Source organism: Sulfitobacter sp. (assembly GCF_041552635.1).
Taxonomy (GTDB): Bacteria; Pseudomonadota; Alphaproteobacteria; order Rhodobacterales; family Rhodobacteraceae; genus Sulfitobacter.
Genome location: NZ_JBFEKM010000039.1, coordinates 1 through 26273, shown reverse-complemented (window position 1 = coordinate 26273; position 26273 = coordinate 1). Strand labels below are relative to the sequence as shown.

The following is a 26273-nucleotide window of genomic DNA, read 5'->3' as shown; positions in this document are numbered from 1 at the left end:
TGGCCTCGTGAAGTGTCACGGATTTCTGCGGCAGACGGGGTGGGAATCGCCACGCCCACGGCAACCGCCTTTGTCGATGTCGGAGGCCAGTCGTTCGGCATTTTGGCATCCGCCGACAGTGCAACGCTGAGCGTGGTCATGGTGGACGCCAACGGGGCAATCGTCCTGACCGATCATGTGATGGATACACTTGATACCCGCTTTGACGGGGTCCATGTGATGGAAACTGCCACCCATAACGGGCGTGCCTATGTGGCTGTTGCTGGTGCTGATGATGGCGTGACCGTATTCGAATTGTTCGACGGCGGACGCCTTTCGCATATGACGACCATCGCCGATGGTCTGAACACCACGCTGGATGCTATTTCCGCGCTTAGCTTTACGGTTCAGGACGGGCTTTTACACCTTGCTGTGGCCTCGGGCGTTGAATCGGGACTTAGCGTTTTCACCGTCGATATTTCTTCGCGCGTTGCGGCAATCACGGGTACCGCTGGCGCTGATGCGCTGGCAGGCGGGGCTGGTGATGATCATCTGCTAGGCGGTGCGGGCAACGATACGCTTTCGGGCGCTTCGGGTGCGGATATTCTGTCTGACGGGGCGGGATCTGATCTTTTGATTGGGGGCGCTGGGCGGGACCGGTTTGTGTTCAGTGGCGACGGTGTGGTGGATACGATTGCGGATTTTGACATCACCCAAGACAGTATTGACCTGTCCGGCTGGGCGTTTCTGCGCAGCAATTCACAAATCACCTATCAAGGGACAAGCGACGGTGCCCAGCTTTCCTTTGGAGAGGAAACGCTGATCATCAAAACCGCCAATGGCCAATCCCTCAGCGCAGACCAGATTGCGTCGCTTCAACTGGTTGGCCAATCCCGTTTTATGCCGGATTGGGTGCTTCCGGACGAGCCGGATACGGAAACGGCACCGGGGGTTCCGGTCCCGTTGAACCTGATCGGCACCCCTGGGTCCGATACGCTTGCGGGGGACAATGCCGATGACATCATCGAAGGTCGGGCATCAGATGACGTTCTGTCGGGCATGGGGGGAAATGACACCATTCTAGGAGAGGATGGAAACGATGCCATGTACGGAAATGCTGGCAGCGACTTGGTCGAAGGAGGGGGCGGCGCTGACAGCATTTGGGGGGGTATCGGCTGGGATACCCTGCGCGGAAACGACGGCGATGATGTGCTGGTTGGCGGTGACGGTTTCGATGCAATCGGTGGCGGTGATGGAAACGATACGCTGTCCGGAAATAACGGCGCGGACAGGCTGTATGGTGATAATGGCAACGACAAACTTGTTGGCGGGCTGAATTCGGACAGCCTTTGGGGGGGGGCGGATCAGGATACGCTCGAAGGCAGCGCCGGGGCTGACAACCTGTATGGCGGTACAGGCAATGATCACCTTTTCGGAAATGCGGGGGCCGATTTCCTAGAGGGGGAATCCGGGAATGATCGGCTGTCCGGGGGCATTAATAACGACACACTTGATGGGGGGGCTGGCGACGACACGCTTCAGGGGGACAATGGATCCGATCTTTTAAGAGGCGGGGATGGCGACGATCTGCTGAAAGGCAATGCGGGGCATGACAATCTGGATGGCGGCCGCGGGAATGATATCTTGTCGGGTGGCATCGGGGCTGATCGGTTTACCTTTGGTTCCGGGCGGGATCGAATCCTTGATTTCCAAAACGAGATTGACACTTTGGTATTGGATTCAGCGCTTTGGGGCGGTGGGTCATTAAGCCTAAGCCAACTGGCGAACTACGTGACCGAGACCGCTGACGGATCAATATCTTTAGATTTTGGTAACGGGAACATTCTAGAACTCTCGGGTGTGGAAACATTGAGCGTCCTGAATGGCGATGTGGAGTTTGTATGAATAATTTCAAAGGAATAGATCGTGAAAGTCTGGGGAAATGGCAAACATGCTCTTCAAAGCTCCAAGATGTCCCGGTGATATCTGCGCAAGAACAACAGACCCAAAAGCCCAAACACAGCAGCTATGGAATAAACGTAAACCGGCATGGCGTAGGAAGCGTCGTAGCTGTGGTAAAACCCGGCGCGCAATAAGCCCACGATATGGACAATTGGATTATACCAAAGCCAGCCCCGATATGGCTCTGGTATGCTTTCAAGTGTAAAAATGACGGCAGAGATCAGCAAAAGCGGCCGTGTCAAAATGCTATAAACACGCTGCCAGATCGGAAACATCGACATCAAAAAGCAGTTAAACGTGCCGATGCCTAACCCCAAGGCTCCGGCCATTGCCAGAGCGGACAAGACATTACCTACTTCAAATGTTGTTCGTGTATCGAAAATCAGAACGATTCCCCCCAAAACGATTGCCCCCGCAAGAAACTGGGTTAAGAAATTTAGAAAAAAGCGGCCCAAAATGGCGTCAATAAATGTGACACGCGGATAGGCGAGCAGTTGTTTTGAATAGTTGATCGCCTGCGCCGTCTTGGCGCTGAGATCGCTGAACATTAAAAACGGCAATAGGCCCGTGGCATAGAACATGGGAAAATTTGTACCTAGCAGCGGGCTGCGAAATCCAACCGAAAAGATCGCCGACAAAAGTGCAATGCCCAAAACGGGCTCTGCTAAGGCCCACAGATATCCGCCGGGTGAGCGGCCGTAGCTGGCTGTCATTTCTCTTAAGATCAGTGCGCACAGCGTCCGCATTGTCCCAAAGCGCAAGGGTCGGTTGACCTTTCGCAAACCGCGCCGCGATTGACTCTTGGGATGGTTTGTTAACGACATTATGTGACCGATATGTCTGTGGTGATTGGGCCAGCCCAACGGGCGGGGACATTCGCACCAAAACGGTCGCCAATAAAGTCATACTGGTGCGCAAATGCTTCGTGAAACGCCCTTCGAAGGTCGTCGGGAAGCACCGCCGTTATGCCAAGATTGCTGAGGGTTTCCGGCTCTATCGTAATCGGGGGAATGTCTAAAAAACGGCAGATGTTCGCCATCGTATCCGTTTGAAACAGCGTTTCGTAAAACAGGTATTGAATTTGGTCGGCAGGAATTGCGGCCTCTAGCTCTGTTATGGTGCGCTGGTAATCTGCACGCTCGATTTTGGCCAAACGGTTGCTGTCGATCAGTTGTCTTGCCCGGGTTTCGCAGACCTCTTGAAAGTTCTCAGGGAGGGTGTTTGCCATCTTCACAGCCATCCGAATTTGCGACCACATCCGATCAATTGGGTCCCGAAGGATGAACATGAATTTTGCTGACCCTATTCGACCCATTTCCCCAAATGTTGCGCGGTCCAAAATCGCGTAGGCTGGTGTAATGTCGCAGATCACCTTTTGATTTTGATAACTTTCCAAAAGATAGGCCAGATAGGGCCCATGATCGCCAGTATCGCCAGTGTATATCGACAAAAGGGATGTTAAATCTTGTAAAAGCTCAACGTTAGCGCGGTTGCGCGGCCCGGTTTCAGCAACAAGACGTTTGGACAGGTTTTGTGCCGCCCTGACCCGCAGGTCGAGCACTTGCTGCGCTCTTCCGGAAACCACGTCAAAATAATGCAGCTCCTTGTTTCGAGAAAAATGCACCTGCGGGCTTTTGCGTAAAGCGTCGTAAAGCCATGTCGTGCCAGCCTTTTGGGCACCTATGCAAAAAACCATTCTGGCATTTTCCGGAAACATATTTGGGGTCTTTCGAAAAAGGGCGGTTCAGGCTCTCATGTTGTAACTGTGGCGTTCTATCGCTTCGTTAATATCGTCAAAATAATCGAGCTTTCCGTTTTCCAGCACTGCGCCTGCGGTACACATTTCGCGGACCATCCCGATGGAATGACTGACGAAAATTGAACCAGCGCGCGACATTCTATCGGTAAAAACCTGCTTGCTTTTGCGCTTGAAGGAGGCGTCGCCGACGGCGGTAATCTCGTCTATCAAATAGGTGTCAAACGCCAGCCCCATGGATACACCGAAGGCCAACCGCGACCGCATTCCTGATGAATATGATCGGATGGGCAGGTGAAAATGGCTGCCAAGCTCAGCGAAATCATCGACGTAAGCCATAAGCGCATCGGTGTTTGCGCCGTAAATCCGGGCGACAAATCTTGTATTCTGCGCACCGGTCATATCCGGGTGGAACGATCCCGCAAAACCGACGGGAAAAGAGATTTGTCCGTCAGTAAGGATTTCTCCAGATGTTGGGTCGGCGGTGCCTGCGATCATTTTCAGCAATGTAGATTTGCCCGCACCATTGCGCCCCAATAGACCAACGGAAACCCGGCTTGGAAAAATTGCATTGATATTGTCGGCCACAATTTTGCGCCGTCCGCGCAGCCGGTAGGTTTTTGTGAGGTTTTGCAAAGCGATCATGGCACTTTGCTAACGCCGATCCCTTAAAGAATAGCCAACCATGACCAAAATCGACCAAATGAGAAAACTGAACAGCGCGATCAACCCCATGGTGACGGGTCGGTTTGGATAGATCGAAGTTTCCGCCAGTGTCGGGCTGACATGTGCCGCAAGATATCGTGTCTGGCGCCGTGATTCTGCAACGGCGGCATCATAGGCCGCCAGTGCGGCTGTATAGGATTGTTCGGCAAATTGGCGGTCTACAGAGAGGCTTTCGAATTCACCCACTAAATCCGCAAAACGGTCATCACGGGTGTCGCTTGCACTGCCAATGCCAAGCTTGCCGCGTTCTTGCCGCAGCCGCGCTTCGATGACCTCGCGGCGGCGTTCCGCCTGCTTTGTCCGGGGGTCTCTTTCGGTGCTGGTCTGGCGCAGCATATCAAGGTCGATCAGGGTTTCGGCCATTTGCATTTCCAACGATGACAACAAGCCGGTCTGTATCTGCAACGTAGAATCAGGCGACACAATCTGGTTCTTATTGCGAAACTTTGTCACCTCGGCACGCGCAACCTTGAGCCGTTGAACGGCGGTCTCAAGCTCCTCTCGGGCGTGGCGCGTGGCGTCTTCTCTGGCAATGTCGGAGAGCCTGTTAATCATGCGCGAACTTTCATCATACACCATGCGCGCGATATTTTGGGCGTCTTGGGGATCGAACGCCTGCACCTCGAGGTCAATCAGGCCGGTGCTGCTGTCATTGTAAACAGTCACCATCCGCGCCCAATAATCGGTCAGATCTTCGATGGCACCGGGGGGGGCATAGCTGAAAATGGGGTCAATTTCGGGATCTGCCTTGGACCATAGGTGACGCAAATCAAGGGCATCATCGACGGTTCGCACCAGCTCTTGGCTCTGAATAAATTTATACAGAATATCTTCGTCCGATGACCCGGATCCGGACAGCTCTGCAACGCCGCCCAAAAGCTCGACTGCCGAACTTATTTCCTCTGTTCTGACAGAAAAGCCTGCAACCGAAACATAGCGGTCTGCTGCGCGTTCCCAAAGATACCAGGCGGCAGCCAGATTTGTCCCAAGCACACCCAGCAAAAAGCTGAGGAAAACGATCCTGTGGCGCAGTTTGATGCGGGCGCGACGCACTGGCGGGGCCACGGGATGTACTGGCACAGTATTCGCCGCGATCTGGGATGCAGGTTCAGCCGCTTGACGCGCCTCGGCCTTTGCCAAAAGCGCACGTTTCTTGGCAAAGCGTTGTTCTTCGATCCTGGCCAGTGCCTCTTCGCGCTCGCGAATTTTCAAGGCTTTGCGGTTGTCGTGCAAAACATGTTGATCCTTCAGCGGAGGAAATTTGTGAAGCGATGTATTGCGGGCCATTTCCTACCCCCGATCACTGAATATTAAGTGGGCTGTGGTTTTGTGCATAGCGAAACCATCCTGATCCATACCGGTGGAAAACCTATGCTGCCTCATGTTCACATCTTGCTTTGTACCAAAGATGGCGGTGCGTTTTTGGCCCCGCAACTGCATTCGATCCTGACGCAAACCCACCAAGACTGGAGCCTTTGGATAAGTGATGACGGGTCGACAGATCAAACAGTGCCCGAGATCGAAAGGTTCATCGCAAACCATCCGGATCGCGATATCCGATTGCTCCAAGGACCGAAAAAAGGCTGCGCGCAGAACTTTATGTCGCTGTTGGCGCAGCCCGAACTGGACGGTGCATGGGTCGCTTTCGCGGACCAAGATGACATCTGGATGCCGCACAAGCTTGGTCGCGCCGTCGATATGATTTGGCGGGGAACAGGGGCGCAGATCTATGCCAGTCGAAGCGTTTATACGGACAGTTGTTTGAATGTGATTGGTATGTCGCCCCGATATCAAAGGCCGTTTGAATTTGGCAATGCGCTTGTGCAAAACGTGCTGAACGGGAATACGATTGTCATTCCTCCAATGATTACTGATTTCTTGCGCAGCACGGTTGGCTTTTCGGTGCAGGCGAATGTGCCGTTCCACGACTGGTGGGTGTATCAGATGGTCACCGGCGCGGGGTTTGATGTGATCCATGACGCAAAACCGGGGATATTCTACCGCCAGCATGAGAACAATATTTTGGGCGCACAGCGTATCAATGTTATGCACCGCGCCATGCTGGTGATTCAGCGTATTTTCGTGGACTGGGTGGATCGCAATGTCATGGTGCTCAATGACCTCGCTCCTGTGTTGACCAAGCCAAGCCGACGGTTGCTGTTCAACTTTATTGACTGGCGCACACAGACCACGCCAATTCTGCGGGCGGCCCCTCAGTCGATTGGGGTATATCGGCAAAGCCAGTCCGGTGATCTGGCGCTGCGCGCATTGGGATGGATGGGAGGGGTGTAAAGGATCGATCATTTCATCAAGCCATTTTGAACCAGCGTTCCCATTAATTCGACATCCAAAGCCGCAAAATCAGCCAGCTTTTGACGATTGGCATCGCTTTCGATCCGGTCAAGCAGTAACGGCCAGCGTTTCGTGTTAGTGGATCCGGGACCAGCGTTGATACGCGTGTTGGAGAGGGCTGCTTTTTTACCCGTCAACTGATGCAGATCAGATTCCAGAGTGCCTAGGTTTTCGATGCTATAAATGCGATTCAGTTGGCTGGCCCCCATTCGGGCCTTGGTCAGAATTTCTGACGAAGAACAATCGGCCAATGCGGCAGCGCCGCGAATTTTCCGAGTCGCGAAATAGGCGCAGTAGAAATTTTCATAGTGGTCCAGAATGAAACGTTGCCAGTCCTTGGTCCCACCAAAGAAATAGTCATCGATTGAGCAGTGCCGAATTTTACGAAGGCCTGTGTTTTCAGGCAGGGTCAGCGCACTGTCTGGCAAGCCAAGAGATTTGTGGTGCAGGTAGAAATAAAAGGATGCGATCCGTTCGAATGGATCGCGCAGAATGGTGAAAACAAAGCGATCATTGCCGATGTCATCTAGCGTATCCCAATCCAAATGCCCTGAATACAGATGATAGCCAGCGGGAAACTGACCATCGTTTGGGGCTTGGGTGTGCACGCGCACGGGTGATGTTTGGTCGGCACCCACGATCCTGGACAGTTCAGAATGCACGGTTTGCCCGGCCGTTTTAGGAATATGCAGGAAAACTATTTTCTTCATCCCGGCACGCCGTCCCGCAGGTCAATTTTTTCGGGCAAATATGGGGTCACTGTACCGATCATTTCATAGATTCCCTTGCAGAAATCAGCGGGATTTGAGGGGTCGAGATGGTCCATTTGCCAAGGTGCGAACTGCCACCACTGGCTGCGCAGCATGGGGGTGATCAGGCTGGGCGGAAAACGCATTTTCTTGATCACCGCTGGGTTGCCCGTAACCACCGCAAAAGCCGGTACATCGCGGGTGACCACGGCATGTGCGCCCACGATCGCCCCGTCACCGATCGTCACACCCGCAGCGATATAGGCACCATGACCGATCCAGACATCATTCCCAATGGTCGTAATCTTTACCTTTGTGGGGGGGCCGTTGAAGCTGAATTTGTAGTTGTGATAATGTTCGGCCGCATCAAAGTTTTCACCAAGATCAAACAGCCGGTCGCCAAGGTAGAATGCGGGGCTGGTTGAGACCCAAGTGGTCGGGTGGTTTTGCCTGCCGATTTGTGTTGTCTCGCCGAAGGAACAATAGCGTCCGATTCGTGCGGCAAAGCAATACCCTGATACCTGATAAGAAAATGCGCCAAGCTCAAGCGAATGCTCGTACTGTGTCCACTTCAAGCTGCCTGGTGCCTCTAACACAGTATGTTGCGGGAGGTTTACAGATGACCCGCCCCTGTTCAAAACTTCGATGCCAGCCGCGCGCAGGGATTTTAGGGGTATTGCGATCTGGGACATTAGGCGGCTCTCTTGGGATGTTTAAGATGCTGGGCAAAATGTTGTTGCAGATTTTGGCCAAGATCATCCTTGCTGGCAAAGGGGATCGTGAAGCCATTTTCCGCTTGGGTCACAGCATCGCCTTGGGCACCCAGCCCAAAGGCATGAACAGGAAGGCCCGTCGCGAGCGCTTCATGTGTGGTGAACGAAAAGGTTTCCGGCCAAATCGACGGAATGATCCAATCGGTGATGCCATAGCGCGCCGCAATTTGCGCGAGGTTCGACATTTTATAGGCCCCGTGGACTGGGACGGAAGGCGGGAGTGGAAAGCTCAGATCGAAGTGGCCAACAATCGCGAGACCGATGTTGTTTGCTTCAAGGTAGCGGGCCAAACCATCAATCAGTCCCGCCCCTTTTTGGTAGCCAATATCGCCCAATACCCCGATCACGCGTCGTGCATGCGCGGGTTTTTGGATTAGGCGGGGCACAGGTTGCAAAATCTTATGGGGCTTCAGCGCGATCTTATCGCTGGCTTGTGGGTATGCCCGCACGACGATATCTGCGCTGTTTGACGAGAAAACAACCACGTCCTTTGCAGCCTCTATCAGCGCACCCCACTTTTCTTGCCAGCGGTCTAACGTCACGGTTTCGTTTCTGTTTTTCACCTGATGTGCAGGATTATCAGTTAGCGTTGGTTCGGGAATGCCGTCAAAACGACCCTGATCATCAAGCAGCGTGTAAGACGGGGACACAGCAAAATAGTCGTGGAATACGACTTCTATCGCATGCCGCCCTTCTTCACTGAGACTAAGAATAGCGTCCGGAAGGTTTGCCGGATCATGATCACCAACGCCGCAGGAATAGATGATCCGTCGTCGTGCAATGGGTAACAGCATTTTATGCACATAGGACAGATCATCGGTGCGCCCGGAAACGAGGCCATCGGGTGTCACAAGTTCGATTTGCCAACGCTTGGCCCCGCCGACCCTCAAGATGATGGCCGAGCGCCCCAATGCATGATGTTTTTTTGTAATTCTGTTTTGCAAGTACGCTTCGGCACCGCCGCCCATGCTGTGCGCCAGATAAATCGAAACTGGATAGGCATCCTGTGCCCCGACCCAAGCCAGCGCAAGTGCAAGGCGGGTTGAACGCAGTGGGTCGGCGCTGACAAAACGTTGCACTTCGATGTCATAGGCTGGATAGCGCTTGGTGATTTTTTGATTGTTTTCAGAGATCAGCTTTCGCTTTTCCGCTGAGCCAAAGCTTTGCCCGCCGCGATGTTCGACAAATAGGTTGGTGGCGCACATATGCTTGCCCCCGAACGCGCGGGCGCGTTGACACCAATCAACTTCTTCGCCATAGCCGCGCCCGAAAGCAGTGTCTAAATAATGGATTTTGGTGAGATATTTCAAATTTATCGCCATGCAAAAGCCGACGCCTGTGGGGGCAAACACACGCTCTGCACAAGGGTTTAGTCGGATTGCAGTCGCATCAATCTCATCCCCCTGTCGGGGGGCAAGTGGTTGAGGGGTGCAAATCAGAGGGGCGGTGAAAATCTCCGCATCATTTGACATTGGGGTCACTGTCGCTACGTCTTTTTCCGTCATCATCGGTGCAATCAGACGGCTGGCCCATCCAGCGGGTACCAGCGCATCAGAATTCATCAAGATTACAGGGTCACCCCACAGAAGCGCTTTTTCAAAGCCACGGTTGACGGAATGAATGAACCCCAGATTTTCATCGTTTTTTATGAGTATGACGGTGTCGGGATGTTGTTTTTTCCAATCTTCCAAAAAGGGGCGCACCCGCGGATCGCTCGAGCAGTCTTCGATCAGGATCAAACGCCATGCAACGTCGGTGTGTTGGACGACACGCTTCAACGCCTCTTGGACAAGGTCGAAAGCGTTGAAGACGGGCATGACGATTGTGATGCCGGTTTGTGGTTTCACCAAGTCCAAGGACAGCCGGAAAAGATCAGGATCCAGCTCTTGCGCTTGGGGCAAAGCAGTCAACTTTAGGCCCTGTTTTATATGGGCGCGATACCTTGAATTTCTGGTGATCAGCCACCCCAGACAGGCAGGCAAAAACGCCAGCAACGCGCAGACAAAGCGGAAAATGATACGAAGTTGAATATAGCGGATATTCATGAGAGGCAAAGGCATGGAAATTGTTGCGGCCGCGTCGTTTGCATCGTGAAATTCGACACCAAAACGCGAGATTTCACGCAACCCCACGGGCCCAAGGGGCAGAACTAGATCAAAGCCGAGATCAGGATTAAGGCCGTGCGCTTGTGCAACGTCATGCCGGTGCAGGTTTGCCTTGGTGGTCGCTTTGATACCGTTCATATGCAAGACGACCGTGCCCGCCAATGTCCAGCCAGCCACGCGAATTTCGCCTTGCGACATGGACACGACATCAATTGCGCCGACCATCTGGCCGTCGGCGTTGAATATCCCTTGGGGTTTTCCGCGCGCATTTAGATGTGCAGCGGCGTAGCGGGCAAAAAGAGCGGCGAGCTGTTTATACAAAATAAGTCATTTCGATTCTAAGTTCTTTAGAGTGAGCTTCAGATCAGCACGCTTGTGCTTAAGGGGAGGTTAAATTGACCAGGCCATGCGTTTGTTACCGACCAAGGAGAAGGCCTGAATGCCAAAGGACGGAATGAACGCGATCGAAGTCACTGATCTTGGTGCGAACAACCAGATCGATATTGATCCGACGGTTAAGGCCGCTCGCGGGGTTCAGATTTCCATCCATGGCCGCAATAATCACCTGATAATCGGGCAAGATACGGTATTAGGCGGCGGTATGATTGAACTGCGCAATCACGATAGTTCGATTACAATCGGTACGAATTGCAACTTGACGGGCGCGCTACGGTGCCGCGCTGTGAACAGCCATATTCGTATCGGCAATCATACGACGATGATGGGGGCTCAAATCACCCTGCACGAGGCTGGCATGATCACCTTGGGGGAGGATTGCATGTTGTCGGGTGATATTGCGATGGACGTGAGCGATATGCATTCGATCTTGGACAAGGAAACCGGTGAGCGGCTAAATATGCCGCGTGATATCTTGATTGGTGATCATGTGTGGCTTGCGCAAGGGGTGCGCGTCATGAAGGGGGCACGGATCGGCCAAGATGTAATCGTGGGGAGTCGCGCGATGGTTTTGGGGACCATTCCGGCCCATTCGTTGGCTGTCGGTGCGCCCGCGCGGGTTGTACGCAGCGGTGTCACATGGGACCGGCGACGTTTGCAGCCCGAAAAGGGATTTTGCGAGATTGAAGAAAACGTTGTTCAGCGTTCTAATTGATCCTAAACGATGCGGCTCGCGCACCCGGCGACATGTACGGTATCGAAGCCGTGGATTGCAAGGGCACGAGCAAAGCCAAGCTGGGAGGGCGTGGGGTCCCGGCTGACGAACGCGTCAAAAGGCCCATCGAATTCGAGGAAGAAGTTTTCCGGTTTCTTGCTCGCAACTTAGAAACTCTTGAGCTTGGCGACGATGTCGAAATCGTCCGGAGCGGGCGGGATGCGTTGGTGCCTTCGGACTTTACTGTGATGCAGGTCGGAGAAGCGGTGGCGGCCATCGAGTGCAAATCACATCGAAACAAGAAACATCGCCGCTACCTGTTGGAAACACTTGGGATGGCGGCGCTTCTATCCCAAGCGAGCGCTTCGGTCAGCTCTAAAGCCCCGAGGTAATCCCCCCTAAAATTAGTGGTGTTCCAAAGTAGAATTTTCTCGGCAAGGTATCTGAGGAGATTTACGATGAAGAACGGACGATTTAGCGACGCGCAGGTTATGGCTGTGTTGAAGCAGGCGGAGGGCGGCGTGCCAGTGTCTGAGCTGTGCCGCGAGCATGGGATGAGCAGTGCCAGCTTTTACAAATGGCGGGCCAAGTTTGGCGGCATGGACGCATCTTTGATTGCCGAGATGAAGGACATGGCCGAACAGAACCGCCGCCTCAAGAAGATGTATGCGGAGGTGAGCACGCAGAATGAGTTGCTCAAGGAAGCCCTTGGAAAAAAGTCTTAAGGCCGTCTCATCGACGAGAGATGGCCATGAAGGTGGTGGCGGTGCATGGGGTCAGTGTCGCGCTGGCGTGCCGCACGTTCCAGATCAGTGAGACCTGTTATCGCTACAGTCCAACGCTGAGCACCGAGAACGAGGAAATCGCCGATTGGTTGGAACGCCTGACGGCAAACAAGCGCACCTGGGGCTTTGGCTTGTGTTTTTTGTATCTGCGTAACGTTCAGGGTTATGGCTGGAACCACAAGCGGGTCTACCGGATCTACTGCGAACTGGAGTTAAACCTGCGCATCAAACCCAAGAAACGTTTGAAGCGGGACAAGCCCGAACCACTGGCAGTGCCTGACAGGCCCAATGAGACATGGTCAATGGATTTCATGGCAGATCAGCTCGCGGATGGTCGATCAATCCGAACACTGAACGTCCTGGATGACTTCAACCGCGAGGGTCTGTGCATCGAGGTAGACTTTTCGCTGCCAGCGGAGCGCGTTGTGCGCAGCCTGAACCAGATCATTGAATGGCGAGGTCAGCCGCAGACAATTCGTGTCGACAACGGCCCGGAATATGTCAGTGGCAAGCTCATGGAATGGGCTGAGAAACGCAACATCCGGCTTGAATACATCCAGCCGGGCAAACCCCAACAGAACGCGTATATTGAACGCTACAATCGCACCGTTCGCGGCGAGTGGCTTGGGCAATATATCTTTGAAACGATTGAGGAGGCACAAGACCAGGCGACTGAATGGCTCTGGACTTACAACAATGAGCGACCCAATATGGGTATCGGCGGCATGACACCCGCCATGAAACTGAAAACAGCCGCCTGAATTCTACGGCTGGACCCCATTAAAAATGGGGAGATTACCCCGAAGGTTTGGTCCAAACAGATATTTTAGGGAAAATATGGTGAGGACTCTATCCGGCCTCAGCGGGGCTTTTGGCCGCAAGCTCTGAAGTCACAGTAAGCGTTTCCCAAGCTTGATAATCATGGAATGGGTTGAGACCTATTATATTTCCTACTGTCTCGTCGCTCGCACTTGGCGCTGCGATCAGCTTTGCGAAGAGTCCCACGGCGTCGCCCATATTCCAATTCGATACAGAGAGTGACCTGCCCCCCGAAGTTTCCCTCACTTTGATGTAGAGTTTGCTCAACCTTTCGAAGGAGCAAACAGATGCGAAAGAGCCGATTTAGCGAAGCCCAGATTATTGGGATGATCAAAGAGCAAGAAGCTGGGATGCCGACTGCGGATGAAGTACAGGCGCTTGCTTTCGGTAGCTTCGCTCTCACGCCTGCGCTCTGATTTTGCGACTGCAGCGAATGTCAGGAACGACGCGCCGCGCCGCAGCATCAGAGGTGATTAACTAACGGTTGCTACGGGCCGAATGCTGCACTGGTTATCTCTCGAATGGGGCGGTGCAGCTGCCCGCAATTTGATCTCGACGCACACCGTCACAACAGAGTGTGAAATTCGTCCTCTGTCGCTCGCCGTTAACTACTCGGCAAAATTCCAGCGTCGGAAAAAAACGACACCGAGCATGCAGAAAATTCGACGTTGAGAAAAATGCTTCAAACGGGGACAGCGCAAACTATTGGGAGAATCGCGCAAACCTTCGGGTAGAACGTAAGGTTATGCGCGATCCTACAAACCTGTAGGGAAGCACGTAACCTTGCGCCTCGCTTGCCGGATATCAATGACTTAGAAGACTTTCTGAGCACATAAAATTGCGCCAGTTGAGCGCATAAATTTGCGCGTCACATCGCAAGGCGCAAAGCCGATCATTCACCAAGTCGCAGTGATTGGCAGCTTTGTGTACAAAACAGACTGATGCTACGGCATGTCCATTTTTGACAGTAAAGGGGGTGGGAGCCAACTTTTGCGGCGTCATTCACGAACAGAAGCGATGCGCCACGCTGGAGAAATGTCCTGGCTCAGCGGTCCAAGATGGAGGTACTACTTGGACTATCGTAAACAGGACTTGAAAGAGGACCATATCCTGAAACGGGAAACTGCTTCCGCAATATTCTATGAATTGTCCGCAGCGGCGCCGTAGCTTCTGACAGGGCTTGCGTGAAGTGTCGGAAAGGTTGCATATGGCTGATTTTCGTGAACTGACTGAAATAGGGTTCGCGGACAGGGTGCCCTTGGGAAAGATGGTGAACTCAGTGCCGCTGTTCCGGCTCAAGAGATGAGGCAGTGTGACAGGTGGGCAAGCTAACCCGAACAAGACGCGCGCCGGCAGTAGAACCGGCATTTGGCTGGACCTATCTCTCGCGTGAGGCGCTGGCCCGCGCGAAGGCTCAGATGGACGAAGAGTCCATGGGAGTGCGCGATGAGATCGGCTTTCTGACTATCCATCAGCGATATGCCGATCATTTCTTTCCCGGCACGTCGGTCCTGCACACCCGTGCGCGATACGCGCTGTTCGTGCCTTGGCTGTTCGAGGATCTTGCGGGTAAAGTCGGACTGGCGGCGCAACGTGTCCTGCGCGACCGCGAAAGACTGCTCGCAGGACGGTTGAAAGACGCGGGCGAAGCCCAAGTGATTGGCAGCCGGGTGTTTCCAAAGCCCTCAAGCCAGCCGCCGTCTACAGTCTATTGGAACGCGCTTGCGGTTTGGGGAATCTTACGCCCGCGGCAGGACGGTGGGACGGTTTCCCGAGAGCAGGCGCATCGTCTGCTGAAGGCCGTCGCCTCGCCTATTGACGACGATGGTCAGCCTCTTGTGAGCTTCGAGCCGCCCTTCGTGCCGCTACTCGAACGTCCGGAAAATTGGCAGAGCGGCGACATCACGCTGCGTCTGAAAAGGCCGGAGGCGGATTTCTTGCGCGAGCGTCTGGGGCAGCTGCGAGGCAATGGCGGCGGTGAGCTGTCGCTGCTTGCAAGGCTGGTCAGATCCAAGAATAGGGCTCCTCCCGGGATGTGGTCTGACGAGATAGATGCGGTCGCCAGTGCCGATAAGGGGTTGCTCGCCCGCGCGCGGCAGGCCGCTTGTCTTGCCGGCATCGGTCGCGCTGTTTATGATGCCCTGCTGGAGCGGAGCGTCGAGTTCGACGACAAACTACAAATCTCAGACCGCCACCGCGAACATCTCAAGGATATCCTTGCGGAACAGGGCGCAACAGCAGGAGATCTCGATATCGCGGCGCTCGAATCGGACATCGGGTCCTTGCCAGCGAAATTGCTTGCCGTGGTGATGGCGACGAAAGACTGGATTGCTTCGGGATCAATGGACCCCAAAGCGCTTTTAGAAGTCTATAGTGCTGCCGAAGCGCGAAAGGGGCCGCGCGCGCGGCTTGCTCCGACTCCCAATGGGCGTGCTCGCCGACACGAATGGTCAAGCGACCAGCATGTATTGGCCGGCCCCCTGCATTACAGGTGGCAGCAGGTCAGTACGCTTCTCGATGACCTGGCGGACGCTGAATGAGCGGCGCGGTCGATAATTGGCCAGCTCTTTCGTTTCTTGAAGGCCTGCGTCCCGGCCCCGATGAGCAGGTCGAATTGGCGTTGCTTGCGTTCTATTCGGCGGACCTTGGATCGATCGGGGCGACTTTGCTGGCCCTCGCGGGCAAGGACAGTGATGGGGGCAAAGGCAGCCCGTCCGATTTCGCTGATGCTGTCGAGCGCCTACGTGGCAAAGTCCGGATCATCATACAGCGCGGTCGACTTGCCAAGATGCGGCAAACACCGCGTATCGCGGCGGTGCTGGACCAATTCCTGCGGGAAGTCGATTTCGACGAAGCTGACCATAGTTGGCATCCCAAGGTGGCGCTTATACGAACGCGGAGCGAGGGCGGCGCGGTCGGCTGGCGGCTCTGGATAGGAAGCCGCAATCTCACTGAGTGCGTCAACCGTGACATCGGCCTCTTGCTTGTTTCAGGCGCAAAAAGCGGAGATACGATTTCTGGAGTAGGTGATCTGGCCCGCTCGCTGGCCGAGCGGGCCGCGTTGAAAGCGGTCCGGCCAGCGTCCCTTGCAGCCGCGGTTTCGAAGGTCTCATGGCGCGCGCCAACCGGCGTGCGTGTCGCGCAAATTCGGTGGTCCACAGGGATTGGGGGCCTGCAAGTTCCGATCGTACCGCCTGGGGCCGATGAAATCGTAATTGTGAGCCCGTTCGTCGATAAGACGTTTCTGGCCGGGCGAGTTGCGAAAAGGCCGACTTCGGCAAAGCGCGTGCTGCTAACCTCGATGCGCGAGATCGAGAGGATCGGCCCGTCGCTCGCTTCTTTCGACGAGTTGCTGGCGTTGGATGCACCGGATTATCCCATCGGCGATCCGGAGCCGAAGCAAGCGCGCCCCGCCCCGGCATCCGAGGCAGATATTGCAAATGACGAGGAGGAAGAGATCGGCCGTGGTCTCCATGCAAAATTGCTCTTCGTTCGCGCGGGACGCAAACGAACCTTATGGCTTGGCAGCGCTAACGCAACCATGCGGGCATGGACAGGCCGCAACGCTGAGGTCACGGCCGAACTGCATGTCACCGAGGCTGTGGAAAAAGGTCTGAAGGCATTGCTCAACTCGGCGCGGATTGTCGAGCCGCCGGTCAGCGAATATCATCCAGACGCGGCAGCGCTTGAAGAAGAAGCGCTTGAGCGCGCTCGGACGCAAGTCGCAGCTCGGTGGGCAAGCACGCTCAACATCGACGGTGATGAGCTTCGTCTTGTCCATGACATTGATCTCCATCCAAATGGACCGCACCCTGAGGGTGCGGACATCCTGCTTGAAGTCGGCAGCTTGCACGGCGAGCTCAAACCCTGGCCGCGGCGGCAGGCGACGGTGGCGCTTGGGGCGACACCGACCGCCGAACGAAGCGAGTTCGTACGCTTGCGGGTCAGCCGTGGTGAGAAGGGGCTTTCCTGGCTGCAGCGCGTCCCGGCTGACCCGCCTTTCGGCGAAGACCGCGATCGCGCGGCCTTTGTGCTACTTCTGGGTGCGAGGGGCTTCCTACTTTGGTTGGCAGGACTGTTGGCAGATGATGGTCGCGATGGGGACGCTGACTGGACGATTGAGAAGCAACCGGCTCGTGCCGCTCCCAGTGCAAATCCTGCGCTTGATCCCCTGCTGCCGACGCTGGAGGAAATGCTCGCGGCTTGGTCGCGCGATCAAGGTAGGTTTAGCGAGATCGAACGCCGTGTGTCAGACTACCTGCCGGCGTTGCTGGAACTGGCCGATCAGGAAGACCCGCGAACCGCTGAGATGTTGCGCCGCTTCGAGTCGCTATGGCGCAAGCTGAGGATCGGTCTGGCCGGAAAGCGCAAGGGGATGCGTCGATGAGCAATCCCAAGCCCTTCCAGGCAGCAGCCGTTGATGCGGCACTCGCGGCATTTGCCAATCAGGATGGCCGCCGCCGCTTCCTGGTAGCCGATGAAGTCGGACTGGGAAAGACTGTCGTTGCGAAGGAAGTGACGCGCCGTATGTCAGAAGACGGCAAGCTGCCTCTTATTGTCTATTACATCGCCAACGGCCATGCGGTCTCTCAACAGAACAAGGGGCGCGTCGTCAGTTTCCTCGAAGAGCAGGCACGTAAGGCCACTGTTGCGACGCCGGATCGGCTCTCCCTGATGGCGGTCGCGAAGAGGCCCGATCATCCGGTTCTGATCTACGCGCTGACGCCTGCGACGTCCTTCCCAGGCGCGCGTGTTCGTCTGACGGGCGGAAGAAAAGAAGAGCGGGCCTTTCTTAATGTGCTGCTGGGCCGCGCCTACCCCGCATTCGCACGAGATCTCGATCCGGCCATAATGCGTCAGAGAGTCGGCGAATCCTCGTGGAATTGGCTGGTCGAAGATGCCAAGAGAAAACTTGCTGCAGCGCCACCGAATCTGACACAGCGGTTTCGTGAGGCGCTGGCAGCCGAATTCGGTAAGCCGGTGCGCGAAATGCTCGATCGGGCCCTAAGTGGTGACCCGCTGCGGAAGATCAAGCCGCTCAAGTCAACCAGCTTCGTCGGTCGTCTGCGCCGTGCACTGGCGCTGGCGACACTCCGTCACCAACCGCCCGATTTAGTCATTCTGGATGAATTTCAGCGCTACAGGCATCTCCTGAATGAAAAGGACGCCGATCCGCTCCTCAAAGCGCTGCTGGAACCGCACGGGGTGGAAGATCGGCCCGCCATCCTGCTGCTCAGCGCGACCCCTTACCGGCTGCTTAGCACGCGATGGGAGGAAACTCAGGGTGCCTTGGCGCAGACCGAGCTGCTGGCGTTGATCGAGTTCCTCGCTGGTGGAGCTGTCCGCGACCACGCCAAGACCTTATTTTCTGAGTTCGGCGAAAAATTACGGGACATTGCTGCGCATGTGGAGCCGCGCGATCCCAATCTGGAGGACGCGATCCGAGAGGCTGGTAGACTGCGGGATGCTCTTCGCGCACTTCTGACCCCGGTCATGTCCAGGACTGAGCGGGACAGCTTCGCCTTTGGTGATCCGCTGGCTCGAACGCAATTCCTTGCAGCGGATCCGATCGCCGAGGACTTTCGGGTCTATCGGCATCTTGCCGACAGCTTCCCTGAGGACATGCGATACGAAGCGCTCCCCTATTGGTCTTCCGTTCCGCTGCCCGCGCAATCTTTGGGGCCCAGATATGCGGCCTGGAAGCGAGCAAACATCAAAGCCGCACCGAAACTCACAAAGATGACAAAGGAGCGCCGAAACAAGCTCGACGCGCCAGCGAGGTGGCCTGACGCGAAACTCAGGGCGCTCAGCGCCGCGGTGCCGGCGAAACTCCTATCCCTGCCATGGGTCGCGCCATCCTTGCCGTGGTGGCCGCTTGCTGGCGGCTGGAAGGGTGAAGTAACCGATCCGAAACTTTTAATGTTCAGCCGATTTCGGGCGACTCCGCCAAGCGTGGCGGCACTCCTTAGTTTCGGCGTCGAAGCGGCGTGCCTCCCCAGACAGCGCGGCGGCTACGAGAAAGCCTATCGGCGTCGACGCTTCAAGCTAACGGCTGCGCCCGGACCGGTGATGGCCGCCTTCCATCCGTCACCGTGGCTCATCCGACATACGGATCCGCTCGCTAAGGCGGGAAAAACGATCGGTGCCATCCGCAAGCACGTAAGGCTGCAGATCCTTGCCGCACTTCCCAAGGGGATCGTCGAAAAAGACACGGTGACGGCCCGCCGCCGACATCGATCCATCGGCCGGACCCTGGCTGCGATAGAGCAGGCGGCGGGCGTGGCCGACCAATCGGCTACAGCCTGGATCAGCGCAGTGGGCGAGGACCGCGCCGCACGATCCGCCGTGCACAAATGGCGACAGACACCAAGGATCGAACGCCTCTCGCCGACTGAACTCGATGATCTCATCGACTATGCCATTGGCGCACCGGGCGTGGTGCTTGGCCGGGCTCTGATGCGGCATGACAAGACCATCATTGATCCTCCGCGCTTTGGTGAACTCGTAAAATTGAGCTGGCAGGGCTTGCGCGCTTATCTGGATAATCCGGTGATCCTGTCGTCCCTGCCTGGCAATAACGCCGTCGATAAGGTGATGGGCGCTGTTGTCGATGGCGGTTTCGAAAGTGTCCTCGACGAGCATTTCTGGTTGCGAGCGCAAAATCTTGCAGATGGTGCGGCGGGCCTTGCCAGGGATTTGCAGTCTGCGCTGGGCCTGCGCGCGGGTAGCTTCAGTTTTCACAGTGTTGGCGGGTTATCGCAAAAGATACCAGTACGGTCTCATGTCGCTGTTCCGTTTGGCGACGCCGAGGCAGAACCGGCCGGCAAGGTGAATGGAATACACGCGCCATCCAGACCCGCGCGGCCGGACGAAGTCCGCCGCAGCTTCAATACGCCGTTCTGGCCACACGTGCTGGCAACGACATCGGTCGGACAGGAAGGTCTGGATTTCCATCCTTGGTGTTCGCATGTCGTGCATTGGGATTTGCCTTCCAACCCGCTTGACCTTGAGCAACGCGAAGGTCGCATTCATCGCTTTGCCGGGCTGGCGGTCAGGCGGCGACTTTCGGCGTTGTTGCACAATGAAGCCCTTCAAGACGCCGTTGAAAAGGGCGGTTCGCCATGGAATCACCTGGCGCGCCAAGCGGAAAAACTGGTTGATGCGAGCGGCCTTCGTCCCTGGTGGGTGCTTGAGGATGCCGAGATCAGCCGCCACATCTTCGAGCGCCCATTTGGCCGCGACATAAGTCGGTTTGCACAGCTGCGCGAGCAGCGCATGATCTATCGCCTGGCGCTGGGTCAGCCCAACCAAGAAGACTTCGTCGAGATTCTTGCGCACGGCGGCGAAGCCACCCGCCTGCTGTTACGCCCACTTGTGTTGGATCTCTCTGCCATGGGGCTGCGTTAGTCTCCCGCTCTGGCGCCGTCGAGCTGTCATGAGGACTCGGCGGAGCATCCAAAGGCAAAGCGAACGTAGTGATGGCAATCCCCAGATATCAAATGACATGCCTTTTCCTCCGTCAGGTCTCGACTTCTCGTGTTGGGTCCTCCGGTTCAGGATCAGATATCAGGGCGAATAAAGGCGCATTCGGATTTGATGTTGGAACGTTCCCAACTTCTTGGCGGACAAGAGACTGGACCTCATCGGACAGCGTTCAATGAGCGCCGCAAAAAGGCTGCAGAAGAGCGCGAAAAGACAGCTGAAGCGCATTCGTCTGCTGAAAAGCTGAAATACGGTTTTGAGGCTGAAAAGCGTTCCGGCGAAACAATCCTATTGAAAGCAGAAACACGTCTTGAGTCTGCTGAGGCTGAACTCAATGCTGCCAGCCAAAAAATAGCAATCTTGCCAGTACGCTTGGAATATCTTTTGTCTAAGCCCATGGACGAGGTCACACACCTCGAAGAGCGCATATCTATGCTTGAGAAACACCGCTTGGCATCTCAAGAAACAGTCAAAACCCGGCGAACTGATATTGAGGCGATCATCTTGACGCGAGTGGACGCGCAAGAAGATGGCTCGCTTGAGGAAAGTCTGGAGAGTCTCCAGGCTCGTAAGGTTAAGGTCACCGCTTACGACGAGGAAAATCAAAAGAAGGAACAGGACTACACATCCCAGCTTCGGGTCGACATGGATGCGAAAGTTCGCCAAGCCGCGATTGTCACGCTAATCGACGAGGCAAGACAAGTTCGCGATACTTGGGCGGCAGTCAATGACACCGTGGGATCGGCCAATGGCGACAGGTTCTCTCAGATCGCTCAGGAGGTGACCCTCTCGATCCTGGTGGAACAAGCGAACCACCATCTTGAAGGTATCAAACCTCGCTATCGTTTGGCGATGGGCGAGGGGAAGCTCTCCCTGCATGTAGTTGATGAAGATATGGCCGGCGAAATCCGATCTACGCGCAGTTTATCTGGGGGCGAGAGGTTTCTTGTCTCTCTTGCGCTGGCTTTGGCGCTTTCGTCCGTCGGCGGCTCGGGTGCGATCTCTGGTACGTTGTTCATCGACGAGGGTTTCGGCACCCTTGATGCGGAAAGCTTGGATCTGGCGATAGACGCCCTTGAGGCCTTCCAAGCGCAAGGCCGCATGGTAGGCGTGATCAGCCATGTGCAGGCGATGAAAGACCGCATTCCCATGCAGGTCCAAATTGAGGCTCAAGGGGATGGATCGAGTGAAGTCGTGGTTGCTGGATAGCAACCACATGTGCCGCTTCGAGTGAATAGCATTTCGCAGTCGATAAAAAAATATGGGGAGGTCAGCCATACTTCTCTGTTTAGTCTCGAAGCCAGGCAATTGCATCTCGCACTGTGTCATAATCAGGCATAGCAGCTTTGTATGCTGGATTGGAAAACTCTTGTAAGAACGTTCTGCGAGCTGCATTTGTCTTCGCTATTCCAAGGTGGGCTTCAACGGCACCTTTCGACCACAACCAGATCCCGCATGCTTTTAATTCCTCGTGCAGGCGCTCTATGCAAGGAATTGCGGTAGTATTATTTGCAAGAAGTTCAAAAGCAGCAGTAGCGGGAGCACCGTTGTGACTCCTCGGAAGTCCCTCCCCATCAAGACCAATATCGCCAGCGTCCCTGAGTTCTACGAGAACCGCTTTGCATGCGATTATATCCACATGGTTTGGGTTAATAAGGCCTTTTATAGGTGCAATTCTGAAAGCGAAGTCGAGATCAACAATCGCTTTGGTTGGCACTCCCATAGCGTTCAGAACTTTCATTGCGTCGGGAATGTTGGGCGTACCCCCAATATCTACCAATCCAATCTTGTCTTCGTCAGGCGTAAGCCCACACTCATCTTGGAATATCGTAGGTAGTAACGTACGTTCTGTCTTACCTTCGACGATCCCAACGCGCTCAGAGAATAGTATTTTACTGGAGTTCGAAAGAGCAAAGAGTGTCTCCGATTGATGCTCGGCGCTTGCGATGGCTTCAGTCACAGCATCCTTGATTCGAGTATAGCATTTAGTCCCATCAGCAGCGGTTCTACGGACGAGTAGAGCGTTTGGAGCATCGGAGCATGAAATCATATTAGCTGAATGCGTTGTTATAAGCACCTGGTACCCGTCACCTGAAAGGCGGCTCAGAGCTGCGCGTACGACTTCCACTGCCTGTGGGTGCAGGTAAAGCTCTGGTTCGTCGATCAGGAGAAGCGTGGTCCTCCCAGCATTTCCGCCTGCCGCCTTTCTGACGTCGGCCAGACATTTGACCAGAGCGATCTGGATAGATCGCTGAGCGCCATGTCCGAAGGATGATGCATCACGACCTATTAGATCCTCATAGCCGTCTTCAAATATTCTGATTGTTGCGGCCTTCATAAAATCAGAAAACTCTGGTAATGGAATATGTGTCCTTGCAGATACGCCTGGGAAGAGCTTGGAAAGTTCGCCCTGAATACGTTCGTCAAGATCGAGAAGCGTTTCGTCCTTATCAACGGCATTTGAAGATAGCTTTTGCCCAATATCTTGAAGCGCAATGGCGACTGTAGGTGAATACCTTTCAATGACTGGTCCCATGATCTCTTTTAAGAGCTTTCCTATTGTTGTGCTGCTACCAAACTTTCCCACATCTTCGGTCGCATTCTCCATCGCCCCTATGAAGATGGGGTCTGGAAACAAAGCCGCTATTGCGGCATCAATACCCGTCGGGTTCGCCACCCAAATTTCGTCATTGTTCTCTCTTTGGAGTACTTCCAGGCGTATTGAAGACGCACTTTGCCCCGGCGCTGCTTGTGTCCGTCGAATGCGAATACAACCGTTGACTATTAGTGGTTCAATGCGTCTCCTATGTGCGTCCCCAATGGCAACAAGGACATCATCGGTAATTCCTACGATTTCCGCCTCCACTATGACAGGTTGGTCGACTTGGTAAAAATCTTCGATCGTCAAGCTGGACTTCTTAATTACCCAAGCGACAGCGCGGATAATATTCGTTTTGCCAGCATTATTGTAGCCAACTAACGGGGTGTAATAAGAAAGTGGAAATGTCCCGTCGGATATAGACTTAAAATTTTGGATTCTCGTTTCCGAAATATGATGCAAAGTTGCCTCCCAATAAAGTTGAGGAGAGCATTCCTGATACTATGAGTGTATTCAACACTGTTTTGTATTTCATGCAGCGATGTGCTCGTATAAAGGCTGCAATTCCAGAGTCTGTTCATCTGAAAAAAAAGCAAAGGGTGGCCATCTCGCGGATCAGCACTTGTCGCTTGATAGCGTTCGCCGAGAAGAAGCTGGGCAAGCGAAAGTGGCTGACATTCAATAGTCGACCGGCCTGCTGCGTCGCAGCCCATCGATCCTGCCATTCGCTGTAAATCCAGAACTTTAAGGGTGTCGGTTCACTTTGTGCAGGTAATGGAACCGTAGCGCGGTCTTTGGCAGTCTAATAAAATGATCGAATGCAACATTCTCGGCCATGACTATCCAAGAAATGATCCGGCTGGAGCCATTGCGGTTATGGTTTAAGACCGCGAGGAAAAGAGGGTTACAACCATTCCGATTCCCGAGTCTCAAAAAATATCTCGGTTTGGAGCTGGAGGCTGTACAAATATACGGTGCCCAAAGACAAGCGTTTTTGGTAAGCCGTGGCAATGCCTGTCATTAATGCCGCCTCGCCTTAACAAACTCAACTTCGCGCTTTGAAGCCGTCACTTGAAAGTAACACAATGCCGACAATTTCCAATGAGGTTTACGAAATGCAAATGGCCAGCATGGTCAACGAGGGGTTTGCACTTGATCCCCCTGGATACGAGCGATTGAACTCATGGACATATGTTCTCATGCACCTCCAAACGGCGCGCGCTAATTTCGACTGGATCAAGGATTACGCAATTGATTTAGATGACTTAGTTAACATAAATCGGTATCAGGCCTTCCTTGTCGCCGCGATTGTCGCTTACTGCCGCTGCTATGCTTCTACGGGTCCTGGTATTCAGAAACTCGACGCAAAGAAGGTATACTCAGGTTCAAGTGACGGGATGGAAGTTCACCGGCGTTTGATGGCCCTTCGCAATACTTTTGCCGCCCATGCGGATCGAAACGATCTTACGCGAGTCACGCTGGCGGTAAAGGATGATGGAGATCAGATCATTATACGGCACGTAATGACGAATGCCATGCCGGTCCACGAAATCCTCGATTTTCTTGAAGCGGTTGACCACACGGAGCACTTCGCGATTGCACAGCTCAATAGGCAACTCGATAAGCTTGGCATTAAGCTCGGGAAGACCATAACGCTCGATTAGACGGGATCGTTGGAATGCCAATCACTGGCAAGTCGTTCAACTGGGATGCATTGAACCTGATCGTCATACGAATTTCTATGGAGAGCTGAATGGCATACTGCCGAGAAGATTTTTTGGTACTGCGTGTACGGCTTAACAGGTCCTTGAGAGACCAATCTGGGGAACCGCTTTCCTGTCAACTGTATGATTGCGATAGCGCAGCTGGGTCACTTTCTCTGATTGACGATTATGGCGATGAGGTTGAATTTCACGTCGCTGAGGCCTGCAATATAGCGAATCTTATTACATCTCTTGACCGAATTCTATCTTTGCCGAGGTCAAATATTGCTTGTTCGGATATGTCAGAGATATTCCTGATATCCCTTGATGTTCTCAGGGAGTACATTCAGGCGGCTTCAGAGCCAGATCGCTATCAAGAGACTGAAGCAGACAAAAACATCCGTGCTTGGGCAGGGTTTATTAAGCACCCACAAAGATATGTATTCGCCCATAGGTGTCTTTCGGACAGTTACGAAGACGCCAATCCAGAAACAGCTACCATCTCCACCAATTATCTCAGAAGCTGGGATGGCTTGAACAGGCGTGAGAAAGACGCAAGGAAAGCAGACCTTGCTCATCGCATTGTAGCTGTCGAGCTTCCAAGCGTAGATGAAGTCTCGGAATTTTATAATTCTTGCGCTAAACACCTGCAAGTATTGATAAAAAGTGAAAATAAATCAATCTGAAAACCGAACGAAATCTCCATGAAATTGGTGAGGCACGTAGGGCTTGCCGTCAACCGTCAGGGACCATGGCAACGTCTCTTATCTACATCTTGAACGCCAAGAGAGCGACAAATGGCCTCGAGGCTCCACTCATTGCGCGGTCCTGTCAAACCGAGTAACCAAAGTCGGCTTTCGTCATCAATATTTGGTGCCTCGCGTATTCCGCGGTAGTCTATTTTCTGCGCTTCTGGCATCTGGATGGCAAAAGCCAGACTTGGTCCTCAGTTCGAAACTGTCCTTAGTGAATTTTTTGAGAGAATATAGAATTTAATCTAAAGGCTTAGCTACGACGGAGAGGATACAAACTACGTGCGCGCTGTAATGGACGATGGGCAAAGACTGACCGAGGGGCAATTTGAAAGTACACTCAGGTTTGAAAGAGAAGCAGCGAACTTGGCGCGAACCTCTAAGTCCAGCATTTTTGCGACGATCACGTAAGTTATTGAATTAATAGGTCTTCATATTTTCGGTATCATCCGCGACGCGCAAAGTTATACGCGCCGCGCAATTTTATGTGCTTCCCTACAAAACCGTCAGAAGTCTAGATTTTCGACGTTCAATGCGTTCTGCTGGATGAATTCACGACGTGGTTCGACCACATCGCCCATCAGTTTGGTGAACAGATCATCCGCCTCCGCCATGTCTTC

Annotated in this window: 19 protein-coding genes; 11 read left to right on the top strand and 8 right to left on the bottom strand. The window is 54.2% G+C overall.

The annotated features are described in order from the left end of the window. A partial coding sequence (locus tag ABYT07_RS06660; RefSeq protein ID WP_372990290.1) for a calcium-binding protein occupies positions 1-1884 on the top strand: 1884 nt, incomplete at its 5' end. 53 nt (positions 1885-1937) lie between these two features. Here ABYT07_RS06660 and ABYT07_RS06655 read toward each other — a convergent pair. The 4 genes from ABYT07_RS06655 to ABYT07_RS06640 all read right to left on the bottom strand — a co-directional run bounded on the left by ABYT07_RS06655 (position 1938) and on the right by ABYT07_RS06640 (position 5710). Beyond that, positions 1938-2687, bottom strand: a complete 750-nt coding sequence (locus ABYT07_RS06655) for an ABC transporter permease (RefSeq protein WP_372990292.1) — start codon at positions 2685-2687, stop codon at positions 1938-1940. Positions 2688-2764: 77 nt separating this feature from the next. Continuing rightward, positions 2765-3658, bottom strand: coding sequence for a sulfotransferase (locus ABYT07_RS06650; protein ID WP_372990288.1), 894 nt, complete (start codon positions 3656-3658; stop codon positions 2765-2767). A gap of 27 nt (positions 3659-3685) precedes the next feature. Further along, positions 3686-4342: an ABC transporter ATP-binding protein gene (locus tag ABYT07_RS06645; RefSeq protein WP_372990286.1), complete on the bottom strand. Its 657-nt coding sequence runs from the start codon at positions 4340-4342 to the stop codon at positions 3686-3688. A 9-nt stretch (positions 4343-4351) separates the two neighbouring features. Next, the gene (locus ABYT07_RS06640) at positions 4352-5710 is read right to left on the bottom strand and encodes a capsule biosynthesis protein (protein ID WP_372990284.1); all 1359 of its coding nucleotides are present in this window, start codon (positions 5708-5710) and stop codon (positions 4352-4354) included. 42 nt (positions 5711-5752) lie between these two features. Between ABYT07_RS06640 and ABYT07_RS06635 the strand changes: the two genes are divergently transcribed. After that, positions 5753-6715: a glycosyltransferase gene (locus tag ABYT07_RS06635; RefSeq protein ID WP_372990282.1), complete on the top strand. Its 963-nt coding sequence runs from the start codon at positions 5753-5755 to the stop codon at positions 6713-6715. 8 nt (positions 6716-6723) lie between these two features. Here ABYT07_RS06635 and ABYT07_RS06630 read toward each other — a convergent pair whose 3' ends face one another. From ABYT07_RS06630 to ABYT07_RS06620, 3 genes are read right to left on the bottom strand one after another with little or no spacing between them, the layout of a single operon-like run. After that, positions 6724-7485, bottom strand: a complete 762-nt coding sequence (locus ABYT07_RS06630; RefSeq protein ID WP_372990280.1) for a sulfotransferase family 2 domain-containing protein — start codon at positions 7483-7485, stop codon at positions 6724-6726. Then, complete coding sequence (locus ABYT07_RS06625; RefSeq protein WP_372990278.1) at positions 7482-8216, bottom strand: CatB-related O-acetyltransferase; 735 nt, start codon at positions 8214-8216, stop codon at positions 7482-7484. The genes ABYT07_RS06630 and ABYT07_RS06625 overlap by 4 nt, the downstream gene beginning before the upstream one ends. Continuing rightward, positions 8216-10723, bottom strand: coding sequence for a glycosyltransferase (locus ABYT07_RS06620; RefSeq protein WP_372990276.1), 2508 nt, complete (start codon positions 10721-10723; stop codon positions 8216-8218). The genes ABYT07_RS06625 and ABYT07_RS06620 overlap by 1 nt, the downstream gene beginning before the upstream one ends. 118 nt (positions 10724-10841) lie before the next feature. On the opposite strand from ABYT07_RS06620, the gene ABYT07_RS06615 reads away from it, so the two are divergent. The 7 genes from ABYT07_RS06615 to ABYT07_RS06585 all read left to right on the top strand — a co-directional run bounded on the left by ABYT07_RS06615 (position 10842) and on the right by ABYT07_RS06585 (position 21808). Further along, positions 10842-11513 carry an acyltransferase gene (locus tag ABYT07_RS06615; RefSeq protein WP_372990274.1) on the top strand — a complete coding sequence of 224 codons (672 nt, stop codon included), beginning with the start codon at positions 10842-10844 and terminating at the stop codon, positions 11511-11513. 32 nt (positions 11514-11545) lie between these two features. Next, entirely contained in the window at positions 11546-11905 is a 360-nt protein-coding gene (locus ABYT07_RS06610; RefSeq protein WP_372990272.1) for a hypothetical protein, read from the top strand. A gap of 66 nt (positions 11906-11971) precedes the next feature. Further along, positions 11972-13059, top strand: a protein-coding gene (locus ABYT07_RS06605; protein WP_372990271.1) for an IS3 family transposase whose coding sequence is annotated in 2 segments (ribosomal slippage) — positions 11972-12233 and positions 12233-13059 — 1089 coding nt in all. Because the reading frame shifts where the segments join, the coding sequence is not laid out codon by codon here. Positions 13060-14436: 1377 nt separating this feature from the next. After that, positions 14437-15657, top strand: a complete 1221-nt coding sequence (locus ABYT07_RS06600; RefSeq protein ID WP_372990269.1) for a DUF6361 family protein — start codon at positions 14437-14439, stop codon at positions 15655-15657. After that, positions 15654-17504, top strand: a complete 1851-nt coding sequence (locus ABYT07_RS06595) for a hypothetical protein (protein WP_372990267.1) — start codon at positions 15654-15656, stop codon at positions 17502-17504. Before ABYT07_RS06600 ends, ABYT07_RS06595 begins: the two co-directional genes overlap by 4 nt. Continuing rightward, positions 17501-20524: a helicase-related protein gene (locus tag ABYT07_RS06590; protein ID WP_372990265.1), complete on the top strand. Its 3024-nt coding sequence runs from the start codon at positions 17501-17503 to the stop codon at positions 20522-20524. Before ABYT07_RS06595 ends, ABYT07_RS06590 begins: the two co-directional genes overlap by 4 nt. 189 nt (positions 20525-20713) lie before the next feature. Further along, the gene (locus tag ABYT07_RS06585; protein ID WP_372990263.1) at positions 20714-21808 is read left to right on the top strand and encodes an SbcC/MukB-like Walker B domain-containing protein; all 1095 of its coding nucleotides are present in this window, start codon (positions 20714-20716) and stop codon (positions 21806-21808) included. Between the two features lie 79 nt (positions 21809-21887). Here ABYT07_RS06585 and ABYT07_RS06580 read toward each other — a convergent pair whose 3' ends face one another. Next, on the bottom strand, positions 21888-23660 hold the full coding sequence (locus tag ABYT07_RS06580) for an ATP-dependent endonuclease (RefSeq protein WP_372990261.1): 1773 nt from the start codon (positions 23658-23660) through the stop codon (positions 21888-21890). Positions 23661-24283: 623 nt separating this feature from the next. Between ABYT07_RS06580 and ABYT07_RS06575 the strand changes: the two genes are divergently transcribed. Both ABYT07_RS06575 and ABYT07_RS06570 read left to right on the top strand, forming a co-directional pair. Next, positions 24284-24862: a hypothetical protein gene (locus ABYT07_RS06575; protein WP_372990259.1), complete on the top strand. Its 579-nt coding sequence runs from the start codon at positions 24284-24286 to the stop codon at positions 24860-24862. An 89-nt stretch (positions 24863-24951) separates the two neighbouring features. Beyond that, the gene (locus ABYT07_RS06570) at positions 24952-25587 is read left to right on the top strand and encodes a hypothetical protein (RefSeq protein ID WP_372990258.1); all 636 of its coding nucleotides are present in this window, start codon (positions 24952-24954) and stop codon (positions 25585-25587) included. Positions 25588-26273 lie beyond the last annotated feature (686 nt).